We start from the raw sequence: 19,037 nt of genomic DNA on the forward strand, positions 1-19,037 counted from the left end.
GCTGTCCGGGCCAGGATGTTCTGCGTTGCGTGCACGAATGAGGAGCGATGGCGTTTGCAGTGAGGCGGGCCGGTGAACACGTCGGCCGACTGGCCCTGATCGCCCTTCTCGTGGCGCTGCTCGTCGCCGCTCTCGGTGGTCTGGACGCCCTCGCCGACCGGATGATCTCGGAGGGCGCGGCACAGATGCTCGCGGACGCCGAGCCCGACGCCCGCAGCGTCCGCGTCGTCGCCGATCAGGCAGAGGACGCGGAGGCGCAGGATGCCGCGGTGCGCGACGCCATCTCCTCGGCGTTCTCCGGCGCGGATGTCGTGGTCTCCCGTCGGGTCGCGGCCACGATGCCGGTGACCACGGACGCGGGACAGACCTTCCGCCTCGGGCTGCTGGATGATGAGCGGGCCCCGGACCTCGCGACCCTCGAGGAGGGGACGTGGCCGGCTTCCGACACGCAGATCGCCCTCGCCGGCGCCGCTGCCGACCGCCAGGGACTCGCGATCGGCTCCAAGGTCACGATGTTCGATCCGCTGACACCCGACGAGGACGGGATCGCGCTCACCGTCGTGGGCATCTGGACGCCCGACGACCCGGCCGACGCAGCCTGGCAGGGCGATCCGTCCGTCGTCTCGGGTGAGAGCGACGGAGCGACAGGCCCTGCAGTCATCGCCGCGGGAGCGCTGGACGATCTGCCGGACCCGCCGGTCGTCACATGGGAGGTCGCACCCGCCGGCGTCGGGCTCGCCGATCTCGCCGCCCTGCAGTCCGGCGTCAGAGCGCTGCGTGGCGTGCCGGACGCCGTCGACCCGGAGCACGATCACGCCATGGACGTCGGGGGAGCCTCGGCGCCACCCTGCAGCGGCAGGCGGTCGCCATCGCAGGCACCCGTGGGCTGCTGGTCGCTCCGCAGCTCTCCATCGCGCTGCTCGGCATGCTCGTGCTCGCCATCGTGCTGGCCACACTCTCCACCGCCCGCGGGGAGGAGCAGCTGCTGCTGAGCGCGCGAGGGGCATCCACGCGCAGGCTGTTCCTCGGCGCAGCGTCCGAGGCGGCGCTCTGCGCCCTGATCGGCGCGCTGCTCGCGCTGGCGGGACTCGCTCCGTCGGTGGGGATCGGGGCGAACGCGCTGCTGGTCGCCGGCGGCGCGGTCGTCTTCCCCGCCGTCGTCGCCGCGTTCCTGACGTCGCGGGTCGCGCGCAGCCGGGCGCAGTCGCGGCCGGGGGCCGCACGCAGCGACGCGGGGATGCGCACGCTGCCTGCTCTGCTCGTGCCGGCGCTGATCGCACTGGCTCTTGCGGCATTGTCCGGCTGGCAGCTGCTCGCCACCGGATCCATCATCCGCGCCGACGGCACGCCGGACGCTCTCGCGGCGGCGGCACCCGCGCTGATGATCATCGCCGCATCCACGCTGGTCCCGGTGCTCGCGGTACCGCTCGCCGCACTCGCGGAACGACTGCTGCGCCGTACCCGGGGGATAGCGCCGATCCTGCCCCTGCGCCAGATCGCACGCCGGATCGGTGGCACGGCCGTCGCCGTCCTGTGCCTCGCCCTCGCGGCCGCCTCGGTCGCCCTCGCGATCGCCGCGCCGGTGGCAGCCGATGCGGCTGCGCAGCGCACCCGCCTCGCCGCGCTCGGCGGCGATGTCCGGATGATCGCCGATGAGGGGCTGGACGTGAGCGCGGCCGATGCCGCGAAGGTGGTCGGCGTGACCTCTGCCGCCGAGATCCTGCGCACACCGCTGGCCATCGGCGCAGACACCGTCGACCTGATCGCCGGTCCGCCGGAGGCGCTGGGGCTCACCGCACCCATCGAGAGCGGATCCGCGAATGTCGTCGGCGCCGAGATCACTCGGAGCCTTGCGGACCGCCTCGGGGCCCAGGTGGGCACGGTGTTCACCGCACAGGTGCGCTTCGCGGCACGGCCGATCCCGCTCGAGGTCGCCCGCATCGTGGATGCACTGCCCGGCGTGGGGACGGAGTGGGGCGTCGCCGCCGACCCGCAGAGGCTGCGTGCCGCCGGCATCGTGCTCGCCCCGGACGAGCTCTGGCTCAACAGCGCCGACCCTGCCGCGACGGCGGCGCAGCTGCGCACCCAGGCGACGCATCCGGTGCGCATCGTCACCGATGCCCAGGTGAGCGCGGCGCCGGTCACGTCGGTCGCCGTCACCGTTCTCACCGCGGGCGCTCTGATCGCCGCGGTGCTCGGCGTCTCCGGCTTCTTCGCAGCGTCGTCCGCGCTGGCCCGCACGCGACGCGAGGAACCTCTCGTGCTCCGGGCGCTCGGGCTCCGCCGATCGCAGCAGCGCGTCCTGCGCGTCGGTGAGACGTCCGGCGTGGCTGCCTACGCCCTCATCGCCGGCGCCGCGCTGGGCGTCGCGGTGGCCTCGGCGGTGCTGCCCGTGCTGCTGGGGGTGAGCGCATGAGCGCCCGGCTCCCGGTCTCGGTCCGGGGTGCGCTCACGACGCCGACGCTGTCGATCTTCATCGTCGTGGTGATCGCGGTGCTGTCCTACCTCGGCGTCGCCGCCCCGGCCCTCCTCGCGGACGGTCGGACCGCCACGGTGCAGCGCGCCGTGGATTCCACCCCCGCGCTGGTGCGGTGGCCATCCGCGACGATGCCGGGGCTGCCCGCGTTCGGAGGATCCGCCGATGCCGGCGGCGGAGTCTGGGGTGCGGCGCTGACCGCCCTCGAGAGCAGCCGCCGCGAGCAGCCGGAGCCGCTCCGGGGGATGCTGGCCACGCCGCGTCTCACCGTCGCCGTCGACGCGGTCGCCACCGTCGACACGGACAAGCGCCGTACGGCGCCGGTGCCGAAGAACAAGGTCGCGCTCGTCTCCGACCCGGGACTCGTGGCGCGATCCGAGCTCGTCGAGGGGAGGCTGCCCGACCTCACGGACCCGCTCGGTGGAATAGAGATCGCCCTGACGGACACCGTCGCCGAGCAGCTCGAATGGAAGGTCGGCGCTGTACGGCGCTGGGATGATCTCGAGGTCACTCTCACCGGCATCGTGACGCCCTCCGGACGCGACGACGGTGACTGGGTCTTCATCGGAGGATCAGTCGACCCGCTCATCGAGCGGACCGCGGACGGCGACCGCATCCTCGTCGTCTCGGCGTTCATGCACGTGGATGAGGCCGCGAAGCTCACCGATCGCGTGCGCGACATCAAGATCACGTCGTGGATGCCGTTCGCCACGGACTCGGTCGATGCCGCGACGGCCGAGCAGACCGCCGCGCAGCTGCGCCTGCTCGCCGCCGATCCGGTGGCCATCCCGATGTACGACGACACGTTCTACAGCCGGGGTCTGCCGTTCCGTTCCGCGCTGCCGCAGGCTCTCGACGCCGGGATGGTGCGCGCCGACGCCATGACGCCGGTCGTCGCGGTCGCCGTCGTCGGTCCCATCGTGGTCGCCCTGGTCGTGCTCGGCCTCGTCAGCCGCCTGATCTCGGTCCGCAGGGTCGGTCCGGTCAGAGTGCTGCGGGCTCGCGGGGCATCCACCGGGCGCCTCATCGCCCTGCTCGGCGTTGAGGGCGCCGTCCTCGGGCTGCTCGGCGCGGTGATCGGCGCCGGCGCGGCAGCCCTGCGACCAGGCTGGACCGGGGCATGGACGGTGCTGGTGCCCATGGTCCTCGCCGCGGTACCGGTGATCGCTCTGCCGCGGAGCACCCTCGCCGACATCGGGCGCAGCGGACGTCGCGATCTCGGCGCCGCAGATCGGAGCGGAATCGTGCGTCTCGGCGGAGAGCTCCTGATCCTCGTGCTGACGGCCGTGCTGGCCGGTCTCATCCTCGCGCGTGGCAGTGCCGAAGGCGCCGACCCGCTGCTGCTCGCGCTTCTCGTGCTGCTCGGCGCCTGCGGCAGCATCCTGGCGCTGCGCCTGCTGCCGGTGCTGCTGACGATCGCCGAGAACGACGGGCGCCGAAGGCCGTCGTTGACCGGCCTCCTCGGCCCCGCTCGGGCCAGGCGCGACACGGTGGTGCGCGCCGCGCCGGTGTTCGCCGTCGTCGTCGGGCTGGGGGTGGCCGTGTTCGCCGTCGCCTTCGCCGCGACGGTCTCGAGCGGGATCGTGCGCTCCGCGGAGAGCGAGGTGGGAGCCGACGTCCGCATCGCGGGCACGTACATCACCGCGGACGGCGCCAGCCGAGTCGACGCACTCGATGGCGTGGCCGCGACGGCCGGCGTGAACGGCGGGTCGAGTGTGGAGGCATCCACGAAGAGCAGGACGGCGCAGACTCGCGTGTACGCGCTGGACAGGGACGCGTTCGTGGCCGTGCAGCGGGATCGGGAAGCCGCCATTCCGCTCCCAGCCGCTCTCACCGAGCCCGCCGGTGACGCCGTGCCCGTGGTGATCTCCGAGAAGCTGCAGGGACTGCTCGCCCTGGACGATCCGGCAGGCGCGGAGTTCGAGGTCTCGGGCACTCGCGTCAGAGTGGTCGGGGTTGCTGCTTCCGAGGTCCCGTTCGGAACAGCGGAGCAGTGGGTGATCGTCGACGACGCGAACGCGGCCGACCTCGATCAGCGGACCAGCGGCGTCACGCAGCTCTATCTGGCCACGGACCCGGGCGCCGACCCGGAACAGGTCGGTGCAGCCGCCGTCGGGACGATCGGCGAACAGGCGGCCTTCGAGACGCCGGCGCAGGTGGGCGCCGCCAGAGCGGCGGACCCCGGGTATGTCGTCGTGCAGGGATCGCTGCTGGCGGCGAGCGCCGTGGTCGCGGTGCTCCTGGCGGTGGCCGTCATCGCGATGCTGCTGCTGGGGGCGCCGACCAGGGCGCGGATGCTGGCGATACTGCGCACGCTCGGAACGCGCCGACGAGGTGCCGGTGGGCTGGTGGCATGGGAGGTGGCTCCAGCGCTGCTGCTGGCCGTGCCGTTCGGAGTGGGCGCCGGAGTGGCGATGGCGTGGCTGGTGATCCCTCAGCTGGATCTGCGTGGCTTCGTCGGCGGTTCGGTGCAGCCTCCGGTGCAGCTGGGCGGAGCATGGCTGGTGCTCGCGGTGGCCGGCTACGTCGTGCTCGCCGCGGTCGCCGTCGTCGTCGCGACGGCGCTGGCCTCTCGGATCGGCGCAGCGGCCGTGATCCGCGCGGACGACGAGCAGGACTGATGATCGACGGAGAGCAGGAGAGGAAGCGGGACATGGCCGACGGAGCGATCGTGTGCGAGGGCCTCGTGCGGATCTTCACCGCGCAGGGCGTCGAGGTGCAGGCGCTGCAGGGTCTGGAGCTGCGGATGTCGGCGGGGGAGATGGTCGCTCTCGTCGGCGCCTCCGGCTCCGGCAAGAGCACACTGCTGGGAATCCTCGCCGGGCTCGACCGGCCGACCGCCGGGGCGGCCCGCGTCGCCGGGCACGACCTGGTGACGATGAGGGGTGCGGAACGGCTGGAGTACCGCAGGCGCAGCGTCGGGTTCGTCTGGCAGCAGTCCGCCCGCAACCTGCTGCCCTACCTGTCGGCGCGCGAGAACATCGCGATGGTGCACGAGGTCGCCGGTGTGGTGCCGCGCGCGGAGCGCGCGGGGACCGGCGACGAGCTGCTCGAACAGCTCGGAGCCGCCGAGGTCGCCGACAAGCGCCCGGCGGACATGTCCGGCGGGCAGCGGCAGCGGGTGGCGATCGCCGTCGCGCTGGCGAACAGGCCGCGCGTGCTGCTGGCGGATGAGCCCACCGGCGAGCTCGACGAGGTGACCAGTGCCGAGGTGCTCGGCGCGATGGAGGCGGTGAACCGGGAGCGCGGCGTGACCACCCTCATCGTGACGCACGACGTCGCGGTGACCGAGCACGTGGAGCGCACGGTGCGGATCCGTGACGGCCGCACGTCGACCGAGACGCTGCGCCGCAGCGGGACCGACGAGGCTGGGCGCTCGGTGCGCACCGCGCAGGAGTACGCGGTGCTGGACCGCGCCGGACGGATGCAGCTGCCGGTGGACTTCGTCGCGGCGCTGGATCTGCGCGAGCGGGTGAAGCTCACCCTCGAACCCGATCATGTTCGAGTGGCACCAGGTCAGGACGATCCGGTGCCTGACGACCAGGGGGAGGACGCGTGATGAGCACCGTGCTGCAGGCCGAATCGCTGTCTCGGGTGTTCCCGAGCCCGGGCGGCGATGTGACGGCGGTGCGCGAGGCCGATCTGTCCATCGCGGCGGGGGAGCTTGTGGTCGTCGCCGGGCGCTCGGGGGCCGGCAAGACCACTCTGCTGACGATGCTCGGCGGCCTGGACACGCCGACCTCGGGGCGGGTGCTCGTGGACGGCGCCGATCTCGCCGATCCCGGCACCGACGTCGCCGCGCTGCGCGGTGCGCGCATCGCATCGATCTTCCAGACCTCGGGCCTGATACCGGTGCTCTCCGCCGCGGAGAACGTGGAGGTGCCGCTGCGCGTCCGTCGCACGGATCCCGCCGAGCGGGACCGGCGAGTGGCGGAGGCACTGCGCGACGTCGGCCTCGAGGACCACGCGCGCCAGCGGCCGGGGGAGCTGTCCGGCGGGCAGCAGCAGCGCGTCGGCATCGCCAGGGCGCTGGTGATGGCACCAGGCATCCTGCTCGCGGACGAGCCGACCGCGCAGCTGGACAGCGAGACGGGCGCGCAGATCATGGACCTCATCGCCGGCCTTGTGCACCGCCGCGGCACGGCGGCGATCGTCGCGACCCACGACCCGGCGATGATCGCCCGCGCGGATCGCGTGCTCGAGCTTCATGACGGTGTGCTGCGTCACCGCGAGGGCTGATCGCTCAGCTGTCCCGCTTCGAGAGCACCTTCTCGTAGAGCAGCGCCCAGCCTCCGAAAGCGGCGGCGCCGAGGAGGAGGGGAAGCGCAGCTCGCCTCGCGCCGCCTGCCCTCAGGGCTCGGGCCGTCAGCAGCGCGGCGGCGGTGAGGTTGGTCGCTCCCCATGCGAGGTTCGCCACCGGGCCGGAATCCTGGCCGCCGTACGGCGTGAGCAGGCGCCCGCGTCTGGCCGCCGTCACCAGGTGCGGCACGCTGTTCGCGCCGAAGACCCCGCCCGCGAACGCCGCCCAGAAGCCGGCGGCGCCGTTCACGGCGCGTCGCGCGGTCAAGAGGCGTCCTCGGCGAGACCGATGACAGTGCCTCCGGGGCCGCGGAAGTAGCACAGCCGCACGAGACCCCGATAGTCCACGACGATCCCCACGTTGTCCATGCGCACGATTGCCATGGCGGCCACGCTACGCGCGGAAGCGGATCAGCGGAACCGCACCGGGAACAGTTCCGTGCGCGCGATCGCGACGTCCCGCTGGGTGGCGAGCGCGGTCCGGCGGGGATCGGCCAGGTACGAGTCCAGCGCGGACTGCGAGGGGAACCGGCACAGCTGAACCTCGTCAGGATGCTCTCCCGAGCCGTCCCTCGAGGCGCGCTGCACGACCTCGCCGCCGTGCTCGGGGATGAGGGCGAGCACCGCATCCTCGTAGGCGGTCAGCGCCGAGCGCTGCCCGTCCACGGCCCAGAGCAGGCAGCACAGCAGCACTTCGTCATCGCCCATGCGCGAGAGCCTACTGCGCACCGGAGGCTCGGCAGCGTGCTCATCGGCCATGGTCCGATCCTCGCACCGTGGCGAACCATCGTCCACGCCCCGTGCTGACGCAAATTCTACAGAGCGTAGAATTATGGGGTGAGTCGACTGCCGGCCGTGAACGATCCCTGGGTGAGCGAAGCCCGGCGCGCGGCTTCCGCCGCGCCCGCGCCCCGCCCCGACCTGGATTCCGCCCCGCGCGGCGCCCTGTACGGCCTCGGCCTGCTCGCGGCGCTGCGGGCGCTGGGCCTCGTGCTGATCGCCGAGGCCGTGGCCCGTGGCATCGCCGCCCTCGCCGGTGGAGGTCTCGACGAGCGCACGAGTCGCACCGTCGTCCTCCTCGGCGCGCTGGGCGTCGTGCTCCGCGTCGGCGGCGAATGGGCGACCGCCGTGCTCGCCCGTCGCATCGCAACCGGCGTCAAGCTCGATCTGCGCTCTCGTCTGTGGCGGCGCCTGGCGGAAGGCGGGGAGTCCGGCGGAGGCACTGCCGTGCTCGCCGCCGACGGGCTGGATGCGGTCGATGACTACTACGTGCAGTCCATCCCCGCGATGATCTCGGCCGCGGTGGTGCCGATCATCGTCGGCCTTCGGATACTCGGCGCCGACTGGGTGAGCGCGCTGGTCGTCGTGCTGACGCTGCCGCTGGTGCCGCTGTTCATGGTGCTGATCGGCAAGCACACCCAGCAGCGGACGGATGCCGCGCTCACCGCGCTCACCCGTCTCGCCGACCATCTCGCCGAGCTGGCCCGCGGCCTGCCGGTGATCGTCGGCCTCGGCAGGGTGCGTGAGCAGACCCGCGCCCTCGACGTCGTGCAGCGCCGGTACCGCCAGAGGACCGAGGAGACGCTGCGCTGGGCGTTCCTCTCCGCCCTCGCGCTGGAGCTGATCGCCACGCTGTCGGTGGCCGTGGTCGCCGTGCTCCTCGGCATCCGCCTGCTGAACGGCACGATGGAGCTCGAACCCGCACTGATCGCCCTGATCCTCGCCCCGGAGTGCTTCCTCGCGCTGCGCGAGATGGGCGCTGCGTTCCACGCCTCGCAGGACGGCCTCTCCGCACTGGGGCGGGCGGAAGAGCTGCTCGCCCGCCCCTCGCGGCACGATCTGCGGTGCGCGGAGCCGGGGCCGGTGCAGCTGAGCGACGTCACCGTCCGATACGCCGGCCGTCCGGACGCCGTGCTCCACAGCCTCTCAGCCACCCTCGCCGGCATCACCGCAGTGACCGGGCCCAGTGGGGCGGGCAAATCGACGCTGCTGGCAGCCCTCGCCGGCACCCTTCCGGCGGATGCCGCGGTCGCCGGTTCGATCACCGGAGTGCGCGCCGACGGCGTCGCCTGGGCGCCGCAGGCGCCGCAGTTCTTCGCGGACACGCCCCGTGCCGAGCTCGCGCTGCTCGAGGCGGGCTCCGCCGCGCTGGAGGAGGTCGGGCTCGCCTCGCTCACGGATGCGTTCACCGCCGAGCTGAGCCCGGGGAGCAGCGCCGACTGGCCGTGGCGCGCGCCCTGGCCCGGGTGGACGACGGTGCACGACTGCTCCTGCTCGACGAGCCCACCGCTCACCTCGACCGTCGCGCCGCCGATCTCGTACGGGCCGCCGTGCTGCGCCGTGCGCGTCGCTGCGTAGTCGTCCTGGCCACGCACGAGCCGGAGACGCTCGCTCTGGCCGAATGGCGGATCGTGCTCGACGGTGCGGTTCCCGCGCCGGCACGCGGGAACGCTCCCGAGGGCGAAGGCGTCGCGGCGGCGGCATCCGGTGTCTCGGTTCCGGAGCCGGCGCCTCGACAGGACGCGTCAGCGCCGCTCGGACTCACGCTGCGCTCCCTGCTGCGGTCGCACCGCTGGGTGTGGGCCGGATCGATCCTGCTCGCCGCGCTGACGGCGAGCTTCGGGATCGCCCTGACGGCGCTGTCGGGCTGGCTGATCGTGAGGGCCAGTGTCGAGGAGTACATCATGTACCTCCTGGTCGCGATCGTCGGCGTGCGGGCGTTCGGCATCGGGCGAGCCGTGAGCCGGTATGCCGAGCGCCTCGTCTCGCACCGCGCGACCCTGCGCGTGATCGACGACCTGCGGCTGAGGATGTGGGGTGCGATAGCCGCCCGCGGTGCGGGAGCGCGCCGGCTGCTCTCCGGCGGCGCGCCGCTGGACTACCTCGTGACCCTGTCCGGCGACCTGCGCGATCAGCTGCCGCGCGTGCTGCCGCCGCTCGGCACCGGCGCGCTCGTCCTGCTGGCGGCCGTGGTGACCACGGGCCTCGTCGCGCCCGGCCTCACCGTCACGGTGGCGGCGGTGCTCGTGCTCGCCGTGCTGGTCGCCTCGCTTCTGGCCGTGGTCTCCGAGCGGCGCGCCGGTGCCGCACGAGTCGCGGCGCGCTCCGAGATCGTGCGCGCGACGGCCGCCCTCGCCGCGGCGGCAGACGACCTGCGCAGCAACGGTGCCGTGCCGACGGCGCTGCGGATACTCGACCGGAGCGCGGGAGAACTCGCCTCTGCAGAGCGCCGTGCGGCGTGGTCGGCTGGTCTCGGCGCCGCGGTCGTCACCGCGGGTGTCACGCTGCTCGCCGTCCTCGTGCCGCTGCTCTCGCCGGACCTGCCCGCCGAGCGCGCTTCGGTGATCGCGCTGGTGGCGCTCGCGCTGGCAGAGCCGCTGGTCGCCTTCGTCGGTGCGGTCGGACGGATGCCGGCACTGAGCGCTCTGCTGACGCGCCTCGCTCCGGTGCTGGAGCCGGCGCCGGAGGTAGCCTGGGGCGGCGGGCGGCTGGAGGCGCCGGTCTCCGAGCTGGAGCTGGATCGCGTCGGCATCCGCTACCCCGGCTCCACGGAGCCGGCCGTCGATGACGCGAGCGCCCGTATCCGCCACGGCCACTGGCTGGTGATCGACGGGCCTTCGGGCTCGGGCAAGTCCACACTGCTCTCGGCGATCATGGGCGCCCTCCCTGTGCAGAGCGGCACGATCCGCGCGAACCGCGTTCCGATCACCGGCCTGTCCGAGCGTGCCTGGCGCGACCTGGTCGCCTGGTGTCCTCAGGACGCCTACGTGTTCGACTCCACCATCCGCGGCAATCTGCTGCTCGCTCGGGCGCACGGCGACGCGCCGGACGACGAGACCATGGTCGCGGCACTGCGGATGGCGGGGCTGCAGTCACTCGTGCAGCGGCTCGGCCTCGACGCTCGGGTGGGCCCCGGCGGCTCCGCACTGTCCGGCGGCGAGCGTCAGCGTCTCGCGGTCGCCCGCGCACTGCTCACGCGCGCAGACGTCATCCTGCTCGACGAACCCACCGCCCATCTGGATACGCCGACGGCCGCCGCGATGATGGCCGACGTCAGATCCGCGACCGAGGATCGCATCGTGGTGCTGGTCTCGCACCGCGCGGACGACCGCCGTGACGGGGACGGGATCCTGCGGCTCGGGGCGGCAGGAGGGTCAGGCCGCGAGACGGCGGAAGCGGTCGCTCACGCGGGTCGGGCCTGACACCGCCCGCTCGGCGCCCGGCACGCCGTCCGCGCCGACCGCGAGGATCGCGCGCGCGAGCACTTCATCGCGCACCTCCCGGCGAGCGTGGTCATCGGCGAGCATCTCCACGAGTGCGGCGACATCGGCCTCCGCGCGGCCGGCGACGGGGAACCAGGGCAGCGCGGAGCGCCAGGCGCGGAAGGCGAGCAGCAGCAGGTCGTGCCGCTGCTCGACATGTGCGCGCTCGTGCGCGATGACCGCGACCAGCTCATCGGGATCCAGCCGGTCGAGCAGCCCCTGCGAGAGCACCGTCACCGAGCCCGCGCCGCGCGGCAGGCAGTACGCCACCGGCACGGCGTCGTCGATCACCTGGGTGCGCGCCCTGGTCGGATGCGGCGAGGCCAGCAGTTCGAGCAGCGCGAGGTGGTGCCGGCGCTGCCGGGTGACCTGCACGATCGTGATCGCCAGGTGCGTGAGCAGATAGACCGTGAAGGCGATCGCGGGGAGCAGCACGTACCGGGGGTGCTGCGGGGCGACGGCGAATCCGGCGAGGCCCAGCGCCCCGATCATCGAGAGGCCTCCGGCGAGGCCGATCGCCTGCCACAGCAGCAGGGCGATCACCGGCATCCGCGTGGGCCAGGAGGAGCGTGACAGCGCGACCGGAACCGGCCAGGCGAGGGCGAGCGCGAGCAGGCCGAGGGCGATCGCTGCGCCGACGATCGCGGCGTGCGGGATCACGACCGCCCCGGCGAGCGACGGATCTGCGATCAGCGGCATGGGGCGGGCCTCAGGCGCCGCCGTCGAGCAGGCGCCGCAGTACTGCGGCGTCCTCGTCCGAGACGCCGCCGACGAATCGGGCCAGCACGGCGGAGCGGTCGCCGGCTCCGACGAGCACCTCGTGCATCAGCTCGGCGGTGTGCTCGGCGCGCGAGGCCACCGCCCGGTACCGGTGCGGGCGGGCCGAGCGGTCCGAGACCACGAACCCCTTCTTCTCGAGCCGGGACAGCACGGTCAGCAGCGTGGTTGCGGCGAGCGAGCGCCCCTGGGTCTGCAGGATGTCCTGCACGTCGTAGGCCGTCACGGAGTCGGCGGCGGAATCCCAGATCGCATCCATGACGGCGCGTTCGAGTTCTCCGAGCGTTCCCATGGCCATCCTCCGTCTTTCGGGTGTGCTTCATTCTACCCCGAGTCGAAATTGTTCTATGCTCAGTAGAAAGAGTTCTACAAAACGTAGAAGGAGATCCGCGTGGACGTGCTCGACATCGCCCGATGGCAGTTCGGCATCACGACCGTGTACCACTTCCTGATGGTGCCGCTGACCCTGGGCCTCGGGATGATGGTCGCCATCATGCAGACGCGCTGGGTGCGCACGGGCGACGAGAAGTTCCTGCGCATGACGAAGTTCTGGGGCAAGGTCTACCTGATCAACTTCATCGTGGGCGTCGCGACGGGTCTGGTGCAGGAGTTCCAGTTCGGGATGGCGTGGAGCGAGTACTCCCGCTTCGTGGGCGATGTCTTCGGCGCGCCCCTGGCGATGGAGGGCCTGCTGGCGTTCTTCGTCGAGTCGACCTTCCTCGGCATCTGGATCTTCGGGTGGGGCCGGCTGCGCAAGGGTCTGCACCTCGCCGCGCTGTGGTGCGCGGTGATCGGATCCTGGATCTCGGCCTACTTCATCATCGTGGCGAACTCGTGGATGCAGCACCCGGTCGGCGTGACGCTGGGCGAGGACGGACGTCCGATGATGACCGACATCTGGGCGGTGCTCACCAACAGCACCGCGCTGGCGGCGTACACGCACACGATCCTCGGTGCGCTGGTCGTCGCCGGGATGTTCCTGCTCGGCATCTCGTGGTACCACCTGTGGCGCCGCCGGCACGACGGCATCGACACCGTCGACGAGACCGGCCACGTCGTCGTCGGCGAGACGGATGCCGCGCCCGGACGCGACAGGGTCGACCACGGCGTCTGGCTCTGGTCGCTGCGGCTCGGCGCCGTGATCGCGATCGCCGGATTCCTGGGCACGGTCGTCTCCGGTGACGTACAGGGCAAGCTCATGTACGAGCAGCAGCCGATGAAGATGGCCGCCGCCGGAGGCGGCCTGCCACACCGGCTCCTCGTTCTCGGTGCTCTCGCTGGGCGATCCCGGCTCGAGCGACTGCTCCGACGTCATCACGCTCATCGAAGTGCCCGGAGCGCTCGGATTCCTCGGCACCGGTGAGTGGGGCGCCGACATGCCCGGCATCCGCGATCTGGAACCCACGTACGTCGACCAGTACGGCGCCACCATCCCGGACGACGCGCTCTACGGCGACCGTGCCGGCAGCGAGGTGCACTACGTACCGGTGATGTGGGTGACCTACTGGGGCTTCCGGCTGATGATCGGCCTGGGCGGCATCGTCGCGGCCGGCGGCGTGATCGCCCTGTGGCTGACCAGGAAGGGCACCGTGCTGCGATCGAAGTGGATCATGCGGCTCGCGCTGCTCGGCATCGTCGCACCGTTCGCCGCCAACATCGCCGGATGGATCTTCACCGAGCTGGGCCGGCAGCCGTTCGTCGTCGCCCCGAACCCGGATGCCACCGGCGTCGACGGCGTGTTCATGTTCACCGCGGCCGCGGTGTCGCCGGGAGTCACCGCGGGGGAGCTGCTGTTCTCGGTCATCACCCTCACCGCGGTGTACGGGGTGATGCTCGTGATCGAGCTGTTCCTGATGGTGAAGTACATCCGCGGCGGTGTCGCGGCGTCCATGCCCGAGCTCACCCACCGCCCAGAAGACGGCGACGGCGACTCCGGTGACCGGGCGCCCGACGACGTTCTGTCCTTCGCGTACTGAGATCTGGGAGGAATGACATGGAACCGCTGCCCGTCGTCTGGTTCACAGTGATCGCGGTGCTCTGGATCGGCTATCTGCTGCTGGAGGGGTTCGACCTCGGCGTGGGGATGCACATGATCTTCTCCACGCGCAGTGAGCGCGATCGCCGGGTGATGCTGAACACCATCGGCCCGGTGTGGGATGGGAACGAGGTGTGGCTGATCACCGCAGGGGCGGCGCTGTTCGCGGCATTCCCGGCCTGGTACGCGTCGCTGTTCTCGGCGCTGTACGTGCCGCTCACCATCACCCTGGTGGGGCTGATCGTGCGCGCGGTGGGCATCGAGTACCGCGGCAAGGTGGCGACGCAGCGCTGGCGCGACGTCTGGACCTGGATGATCGGACTCGGCTCCCTCATCGTGGCGTTCTGCATCGGCGCCGCGCTGGCTCTGACCTCGACCGGACTTCCGATCGACGCCAACGGCGATCGTGTCGGTGGTCCCTTCGTCTGGCTGACTGTCCCGGCCGTGCTCGGCGGGCTCGCCGTCGTGGGCTTCGCCCTTGCGCACTCCGCGACGTTCCTCGGTCTCAAAGCCGACGGCCCGGTGCGTGAGCGCGCCGGCCGGTTCGCCGCGCGGTGGGCGCCGCTCTGCCTGGTGCCCGCCGCGGCATGGGCGCTGTGGGTGCAGTTCTCGCACGGTGGCAGCGCGCTGGCCTGGACCTTCATCGTGCTGGCGGTCGTCGGCGCCGTGTTCGGCGGGGTGTCGGCCCATGGCCGCCGTGAGGGCCTCGCCTTCACCGGCTACGCCGCGTTCGGTCTCTTCGGCGCCGGGGCCGTCTTCGCCGGGATGTTCCCCCTTGTGCTGCCCTCGACGGTGGATGCCGCGTTCGACCTGACCGTCTGGAACGCCTCGAACAGTCCCTACACCCTGGGTGTGATGACCGTGGTCGCCGCCGTGGCGCTGCCGGTGATCCTGCTCTACCAGGGCTGGAGCTACTGGATCTTCCGGGCGCGGGTGCGCCCCGGGTCGATTCCCGAGGCGCACATCGTGCTGCCGGCGGTGCTGCGGGCGGATGCCCGGCCGGTACGCTGATCCGGACCCCGCGGGGCTACGCGAACACCGTGAGACCGTAGACGGCGAACAGCATCAGGTGCGCAGAGCCGCCGATCGCCGACACCCTGCGGCCGGCGAAGGTCGCCACGGTGAGCAGCAGCGTGGCGGCGAGCAGCACCAGGTTCGCGGGCGTCTCGGCCAGCAGCACGGTCTGCCCGGTGAGCAGCCCGATGATGAGCACCGCAGGGATGGTCAGGCCGACGGTCGAGACGAGTGCGCCGTGGCAGAGGTTGGTGACGCGCTGCATCTCGCCGCCGAACGCGGCGCGGACGGTGGTGATCGTCTCGGGCAGGAACACGATCATGGCGATGAGGATGCCGGACAGCGCGACCGGGGCGCCGAGCCGGTCGAGGCCGTCGTCGAGCAGAGTCGCCATGTCGTGCGAGAGCAGCACGATCGGCAGCACCGTCGCGACGAGCACGGCGGTGCGGAGGAGGATCTCGCTGCGGTGCTCGCGCAGGATCTCGCGGATCGGCCTGCGCGGCGCCGCGACATCCTCGGCGTGTCCCGGCTCTATGAAGTCCGCCGCCTGCGCACCGGTCTGCCGGGCCAGGAAGAAGCCGTAGAGCAGCAGGGTGAGCACGATGATCGGGATCGCCTGCCCCGGGGTGTACGCGCCGCCTTCGCCGATCAGGCCGGGGAGGAAGAACGCCGTCATCAGGAGCACCACGAGCAGCGAGAGGTAGGCGGAGACGCCGGTGCTGTTGGCGCGCAGTGAGTGGTGCCGGATGCCGCCGACGAGCAGCGCGACGCCGACGACGAGGTTCAGGATGATCATCGACACCGCCATCACCGAGTCCCGAGCGATGGTGGCGTGCTCGCCGGGGCCGAGCATGACGGCCGAGATGAGGATCACCTCGATCAGCACGATCGAGAGGGTCAGCACCAGGGTGCCGTAGGGGTCGCCCAGGCGGTGCGCGAGATGCTCGGCCTCGGTCACCACGCCGAAGGCGCATACGATGATCACCGCCACGATGGCTGCGAGCACCGCGAGCAGCACCGGCCCCGGGAGGGACTCTGACAGCAGCGGCCCTGCGAGCAGGGCGGCGATGAAGGCACCCCAGCCGAGGATGAGGCGGAGGACGACGGTCCGGGTGAGGACGGTTCTGAGAGTCATCACGGGTGGGATCCCTGATTCTGCGGGGCCGTCCCTGCTCATGAGTGCTACCCGTGGGTCGTCCCGCGGGCGTGTTCCATCCGTCCGCCATTCTATCGGAGCCCTCGGGGAACATCATGCGCGTGAATGCGGTTGTCCCTGGCGTGGAACCCCTCGACAGCATCGTGATCGGCGCCGGACAGGCCGGACTCTCGGCGTCGTATCACCTGGGCCGTCTCGGCATCGATCACCTCGTGCTCGACGCCGACGATGCGCCGGGTGGGGCGTGGCGGCATCGCTGGGACGCCCTCTCCATGCACGACGTGCACGGTGTGGCCGAGCTGCCCGGCTCGGCGCCCCCGCCACTGAGCGCCGCGCGGGCCAATCAGGTCGTGCCCGCCTACTTCGCGGAGTACGAGCGGCTGCACGACCTGCCGGTGGTCCGTCCGGTGCACGTCGATCGCGTCGACGATGAGGACGGCACGCTGGTCGTGCACGCGGGTGACCGGAGCTGGCGCACCCGCACCCTCGTGAACGCGACGGGCACGTGGTCGCACCCGTTCCTGCCGCACTATCCCGGTATGGAGACCTTCCTGGGCGAACAGCTGCATACGGTGGACTATCCGGGTCCCGAGCATTTCGCGGGCAAGCGGGTCCTCGTGGTCGGCGGCGGAGCATCCGCGGTGCAGTTCCTCGGCGCGCTCGCACCGATCGCCGAGGTGCTGTGGGCCACGAGGCGCGAGCCGGTCTGGCGGCAGGACGACTTCACGCCTGAGGCGGGCGCCGCGGCCGTGGCACTCGTCGAGCAGCGGGTCGCGCGGGGTCTCGCGCCGCAGAGCGTGGTGAGCGTGACCGGGCTGATGCTGCGCGAGCAGGAGGGCGAGGCCGAGCGTCTCGGGGTGTACGACCGGCGCCTGCCGATGTTCGAGCGGATCGAGCCCGACGGCGTGCGCTGGGCCGACGGGCGCTTCGAGCGTGTCGACGCGATCCTCTGGGCGACAGGATTCCGGCCCGCGGTCTCGCACCTCGCTCCGCTGCATCTGCGCAGTGCCGCCGGCGGTATCCGGCTCGACCGGGAAGGGCGGGGAACGACGGCCATCGTGGACCCTCGCGTGCAGATGGTCGGCTACGGCCCGTCCGCGAGCACGATCGGCGCGAATCGAGCCGGCCGGCGGGCCGCGCTGGGCGTGCAGGCCATGCTGGCTGCGACGCCGGCGGCGGTTCCCGGTTCCTGACCCTGCTTCGGGCCCGACTCCCGTCGTGAATGGTTCACGTGAACATGACGCGGCGGGTGGGTGGGTCGGTGTAGTTGCGGCCGAGTGGGCTGGTCCAGGACAGGCTTCCGTCGTCGAGCAGGCGGGCGGTCCAGCGGTCTTTGTCGTGCAGGTCGGGGTGTTTGAGGGCGTGGTGTCCGGGGCAGAGGTGGGTGAGGTTGTCGATCGTGGTTCTGCCGCCGAGTGCGTAGTCGTGGTTGTGGTCGATTTCGCAGCTGGTGGCGGGGAGGCGGCATCCGGGGAATCGGCAGTGTTCGTCGCGGGCGCGGAGGAACTTCTTCATGCTCTCGGTGGGGGTGTAGGTGTCGGTCTCGGTGATCATGCCGGTGGGGTTCAGGAACAGGCGTGTCCAGCCGGTGTTGCGGGAGGCGATGTTCCGTGCCAGGTCGGGGTGCAGGGGTCCGTGTCCGTCGAGTTCGGCGAGCAGGTCGTTCGCGCCGGTGAGGGTGGTCGCTGCGATTGTGACCTGGATGTGTCCGGTGATGTTGTCCAGGCCGGTGCCCTGCATGTCGGAGGGGTCGGCGGAAAGGAGCAGGTCGGTGAGGATGTCGGCGCGGATCTGGTCGTAGGTGCGGTTCCCGGCTCTGGGTGCGGGGTGTGGTGGTGTCGGTGGTGGGCCGGGCGGTGAGGGGGCCCGGTCGTGGTGGACCTCGGTGATCATCCACTCGGGGATGAGGTTGGGGCAGGCGACATCGGGGTCGAGGATCCCGGCGTGCACGGATGCGGCGAGGTCGAGCTGTACGGCGAGGTCGTCCTCGGCGTCCCGGTCGGCCCACGCATCGGGGACGTCGTCGTGGTAGCCGTCGTCCCAGGGAGCCAGATCCTGGTCATCCGCCTTCGCGTACGCGGCAGCGGCCCACTCCTCGTCACCGTTCCACTCGTCGCCGTTCCACTCTTCGCCGGGCCGCTCTTCATTGCCGCCGGCCCACTCGTCGTCTTCACCGGTCGATTCGTCGTCTGCCCAGACATCGTCTGGAATCCCCGCGCCGGCATCTGCCTCCGTGGCGTCTGCCTCTGCATCCCCGGTCTTCGTGGTGGCTTCGTTCTCGGCTTTGCGGGTCTCCTGTGCGATCTTGCGGGTGATCCGGGTGAGTCGGTCGTAGATCGCCACGGCGAGGTACTCGGGGAGCACGGCGACCAGCCGGGCGAGTCCGTCGTCGAGCAGCTGGATGCTCACGCAGCGCTCCTCTGCGGCTTTCGCATGCCGCTCCCGCAGCGTCACCTGCGCGATCGTCGCGGCCACCGCCTGCACCTGCGGGCGTGTCCGGCCGGGGGAGTCGGCTTCGGCGATCTTCACGGCCGCCTCGGCGAACACATCCAGCGCGTCGGCATCCGCAGTCCCGTTCATCACCGCTTCGCGGACGATCGCGCCGGCCCGGCAGATCTCCCGCACATGCGCCGGGGTGAGCCGTCCCTCCCGCAACGCCTCCCGCACCGCAGGGAAGTCCGCATCCAGCGCCGCGGCATCCGCGAACGCGGACTGCGTGGTCATCTTCGCCAGATGCCCGGCCGCGGCGTACTCGGACACCATGGACCGGTACGCCACATCACTGACCTCACTGTTCGCGCGCCCGTCAGCCTCGAACACCCGCATCCGCTCCGCCAGCAGACCCGACGCCTCCGCCTCCAACCGGGCGATCCCCCGACGCGTCCGCACCCACGCATCCAGCAGCGCCGTACGCTGCTCGAGATCGGGGAAGACGTCCGCTGTCATGACTCCAGTGTAGAACAAAACAACGAAGAATGGAACGGAAAAACCTGAGAGATGGGGCCGAGTATGGAACAG

At 71.7% G+C, this 19,037-nt stretch carries 15 protein-coding genes and 1 pseudogene; 10 read left to right on the plus strand and 6 right to left on the minus strand.

The features are described 5' to 3' along the window. Window positions 1-47: 47 nt before the first annotated feature. Genes L2X99_RS04305 through L2X99_RS04325 form a run of 5 tightly spaced genes read left to right on the plus strand, consistent with a single transcriptional unit; the run spans window position 48 to window position 6,715 of the window. The gene (locus L2X99_RS04305) at window positions 48-992 is read left to right on the plus strand and encodes a hypothetical protein (RefSeq protein ID WP_236124921.1); all 945 of its coding nucleotides are present in this window, start codon (window positions 48-50) and stop codon (window positions 990-992) included. Beyond that, on the plus strand, window positions 926-2,416 hold the full coding sequence (locus L2X99_RS04310) for an FtsX-like permease family protein (protein ID WP_236135676.1): 1,491 nt from the start codon (window positions 926-928) through the stop codon (window positions 2,414-2,416). The genes L2X99_RS04305 and L2X99_RS04310 overlap by 67 nt, the downstream gene beginning before the upstream one ends. Further along, window positions 2,413-5,097: an ABC transporter permease gene (locus tag L2X99_RS04315; protein WP_236135677.1), complete on the plus strand. Its 2,685-nt coding sequence runs from the start codon at window positions 2,413-2,415 to the stop codon at window positions 5,095-5,097. Before L2X99_RS04310 ends, L2X99_RS04315 begins: the two co-directional genes overlap by 4 nt. 32 nt (window positions 5,098-5,129) lie before the next feature. After that, window positions 5,130-6,035, plus strand: a complete 906-nt coding sequence (locus L2X99_RS04320; RefSeq protein ID WP_236124917.1) for an ABC transporter ATP-binding protein — start codon at window positions 5,130-5,132, stop codon at window positions 6,033-6,035. Continuing rightward, window positions 6,035-6,715 (plus strand): ABC transporter ATP-binding protein, encoded by a 681-nt coding sequence (locus L2X99_RS04325; RefSeq protein ID WP_236135678.1) that lies wholly within the window; start codon window positions 6,035-6,037, stop codon window positions 6,713-6,715. Before L2X99_RS04320 ends, L2X99_RS04325 begins: the two co-directional genes overlap by 1 nt. 4 nt (window positions 6,716-6,719) lie before the next feature. On the opposite strand, the gene L2X99_RS04330 is transcribed toward L2X99_RS04325, so the two are convergent. Together L2X99_RS04330 and L2X99_RS04335 are read right to left on the minus strand one after the other, a co-directional pair. Further along, a complete protein-coding gene (locus tag L2X99_RS04330; protein ID WP_236124916.1) occupies window positions 6,720-7,043 on the minus strand; it encodes a hypothetical protein in 324 nt (107 codons plus the stop codon). Window positions 7,044-7,186: 143 nt separating this feature from the next. Beyond that, window positions 7,187-7,534, minus strand: coding sequence for a hypothetical protein (locus tag L2X99_RS04335; protein ID WP_236124915.1), 348 nt, complete (start codon window positions 7,532-7,534; stop codon window positions 7,187-7,189). Between the two features lie 78 nt (window positions 7,535-7,612). Between L2X99_RS04335 and L2X99_RS04340 the strand changes: the two genes are divergently transcribed. Both L2X99_RS04340 and cydC read left to right on the plus strand, forming a co-directional pair. Next, window positions 7,613-9,133, plus strand: coding sequence for an ABC transporter transmembrane domain-containing protein (locus tag L2X99_RS04340; protein ID WP_236124914.1), 1,521 nt, complete (start codon window positions 7,613-7,615; stop codon window positions 9,131-9,133). Between the two features lie 53 nt (window positions 9,134-9,186). After that, the gene (cydC, locus tag L2X99_RS04345; protein ID WP_268928571.1) at window positions 9,187-10,977 is read left to right on the plus strand and encodes a thiol reductant ABC exporter subunit CydC; all 1,791 of its coding nucleotides are present in this window, start codon (window positions 9,187-9,189) and stop codon (window positions 10,975-10,977) included. On the opposite strand, the gene L2X99_RS04350 is transcribed toward cydC, so the two are convergent. After that, on the minus strand, window positions 10,930-11,736 hold the full coding sequence (locus L2X99_RS04350) for a M56 family metallopeptidase (RefSeq protein ID WP_236124912.1): 807 nt from the start codon (window positions 11,734-11,736) through the stop codon (window positions 10,930-10,932). The genes cydC and L2X99_RS04350 overlap by 48 nt on opposite strands. Before the next feature lie 10 nt (window positions 11,737-11,746). Continuing rightward, complete coding sequence (locus tag L2X99_RS04355) at window positions 11,747-12,106, minus strand: BlaI/MecI/CopY family transcriptional regulator (RefSeq protein WP_236126913.1); 360 nt, start codon at window positions 12,104-12,106, stop codon at window positions 11,747-11,749. A gap of 99 nt (window positions 12,107-12,205) precedes the next feature. On the opposite strand from L2X99_RS04355, the pseudogene L2X99_RS04360 reads away from it, so the two are divergent. Both L2X99_RS04360 and cydB read left to right on the plus strand, forming a co-directional pair. Next, window positions 12,206-13,790, plus strand: a pseudogene (locus L2X99_RS04360) (cytochrome ubiquinol oxidase subunit I). 17 nt (window positions 13,791-13,807) lie between these two features. Further along, a complete protein-coding gene (cydB, locus tag L2X99_RS04365; protein WP_236124910.1) occupies window positions 13,808-14,860 on the plus strand; it encodes a cytochrome d ubiquinol oxidase subunit II in 1,053 nt (350 codons plus the stop codon). Window positions 14,861-14,876: 16 nt separating this feature from the next. On the opposite strand, the gene L2X99_RS04370 is transcribed toward cydB, so the two are convergent. Next, on the minus strand, window positions 14,877-15,998 hold the full coding sequence (locus L2X99_RS04370; RefSeq protein ID WP_236126912.1) for a calcium:proton antiporter: 1,122 nt from the start codon (window positions 15,996-15,998) through the stop codon (window positions 14,877-14,879). Between the two features lie 143 nt (window positions 15,999-16,141). Here L2X99_RS04370 and L2X99_RS04375 point away from each other — a divergent pair, with 143 nt between their 5' ends. Further along, on the plus strand, window positions 16,142-17,212 hold the full coding sequence (locus L2X99_RS04375) for an NAD(P)-binding domain-containing protein (RefSeq protein WP_236126911.1): 1,071 nt from the start codon (window positions 16,142-16,144) through the stop codon (window positions 17,210-17,212). 34 nt (window positions 17,213-17,246) lie between these two features. On the opposite strand, the gene L2X99_RS04380 is transcribed toward L2X99_RS04375, so the two are convergent. Next, a complete protein-coding gene (locus L2X99_RS04380; RefSeq protein ID WP_236124909.1) occupies window positions 17,247-18,965 on the minus strand; it encodes an HNH endonuclease signature motif containing protein in 1,719 nt (572 codons plus the stop codon). Window positions 18,966-19,037: the final 72 nt, after the last annotated feature.

The organism is Microbacterium sp. KUDC0406, from assembly GCF_021582875.1.
GTDB lineage: Bacteria > Actinomycetota > Actinomycetes > Actinomycetales > Microbacteriaceae > Microbacterium.

Bases quoted from the DNA above. Each gene is read 5' to 3' on its own strand.
- L2X99_RS04305 (WP_236124921.1), top strand. From the start codon at position 48: ATGGCGTTTGCAGTGAGGCGGGCCGGTGAACACGTCGGCCGACTGGCC.
- L2X99_RS04310 (WP_236135676.1), top strand. From the start codon at position 926: ATGCTCGTGCTCGCCATCGTGCTGGCCACACTCTCCACCGCCCGCGGG.
- L2X99_RS04315 (WP_236135677.1), top strand. From the start codon at position 2,413: ATGAGCGCCCGGCTCCCGGTCTCGGTCCGGGGTGCGCTCACGACGCCG.
- L2X99_RS04320 (WP_236124917.1), top strand. From the start codon at position 5,130: ATGGCCGACGGAGCGATCGTGTGCGAGGGCCTCGTGCGGATCTTCACC.
- L2X99_RS04325 (WP_236135678.1), top strand. From the start codon at position 6,035: ATGAGCACCGTGCTGCAGGCCGAATCGCTGTCTCGGGTGTTCCCGAGC.
- L2X99_RS04335 (WP_236124915.1), bottom strand. From the start codon at position 7,534: ATGGCCGATGAGCACGCTGCCGAGCCTCCGGTGCGCAGTAGGCTCTCG.
- L2X99_RS04350 (WP_236124912.1), bottom strand. From the start codon at position 11,736: ATGCCGCTGATCGCAGATCCGTCGCTCGCCGGGGCGGTCGTGATCCCG.
- L2X99_RS04355 (WP_236126913.1), bottom strand. From the start codon at position 12,106: ATGGGAACGCTCGGAGAACTCGAACGCGCCGTCATGGATGCGATCTGG.
- cydB (WP_236124910.1), top strand. From the start codon at position 13,808: ATGGAACCGCTGCCCGTCGTCTGGTTCACAGTGATCGCGGTGCTCTGG.
- L2X99_RS04370 (WP_236126912.1), bottom strand. From the start codon at position 15,998: ATGACTCTCAGAACCGTCCTCACCCGGACCGTCGTCCTCCGCCTCATC.
- L2X99_RS04380 (WP_236124909.1), bottom strand. From the start codon at position 18,965: ATGACAGCGGACGTCTTCCCCGATCTCGAGCAGCGTACGGCGCTGCTG.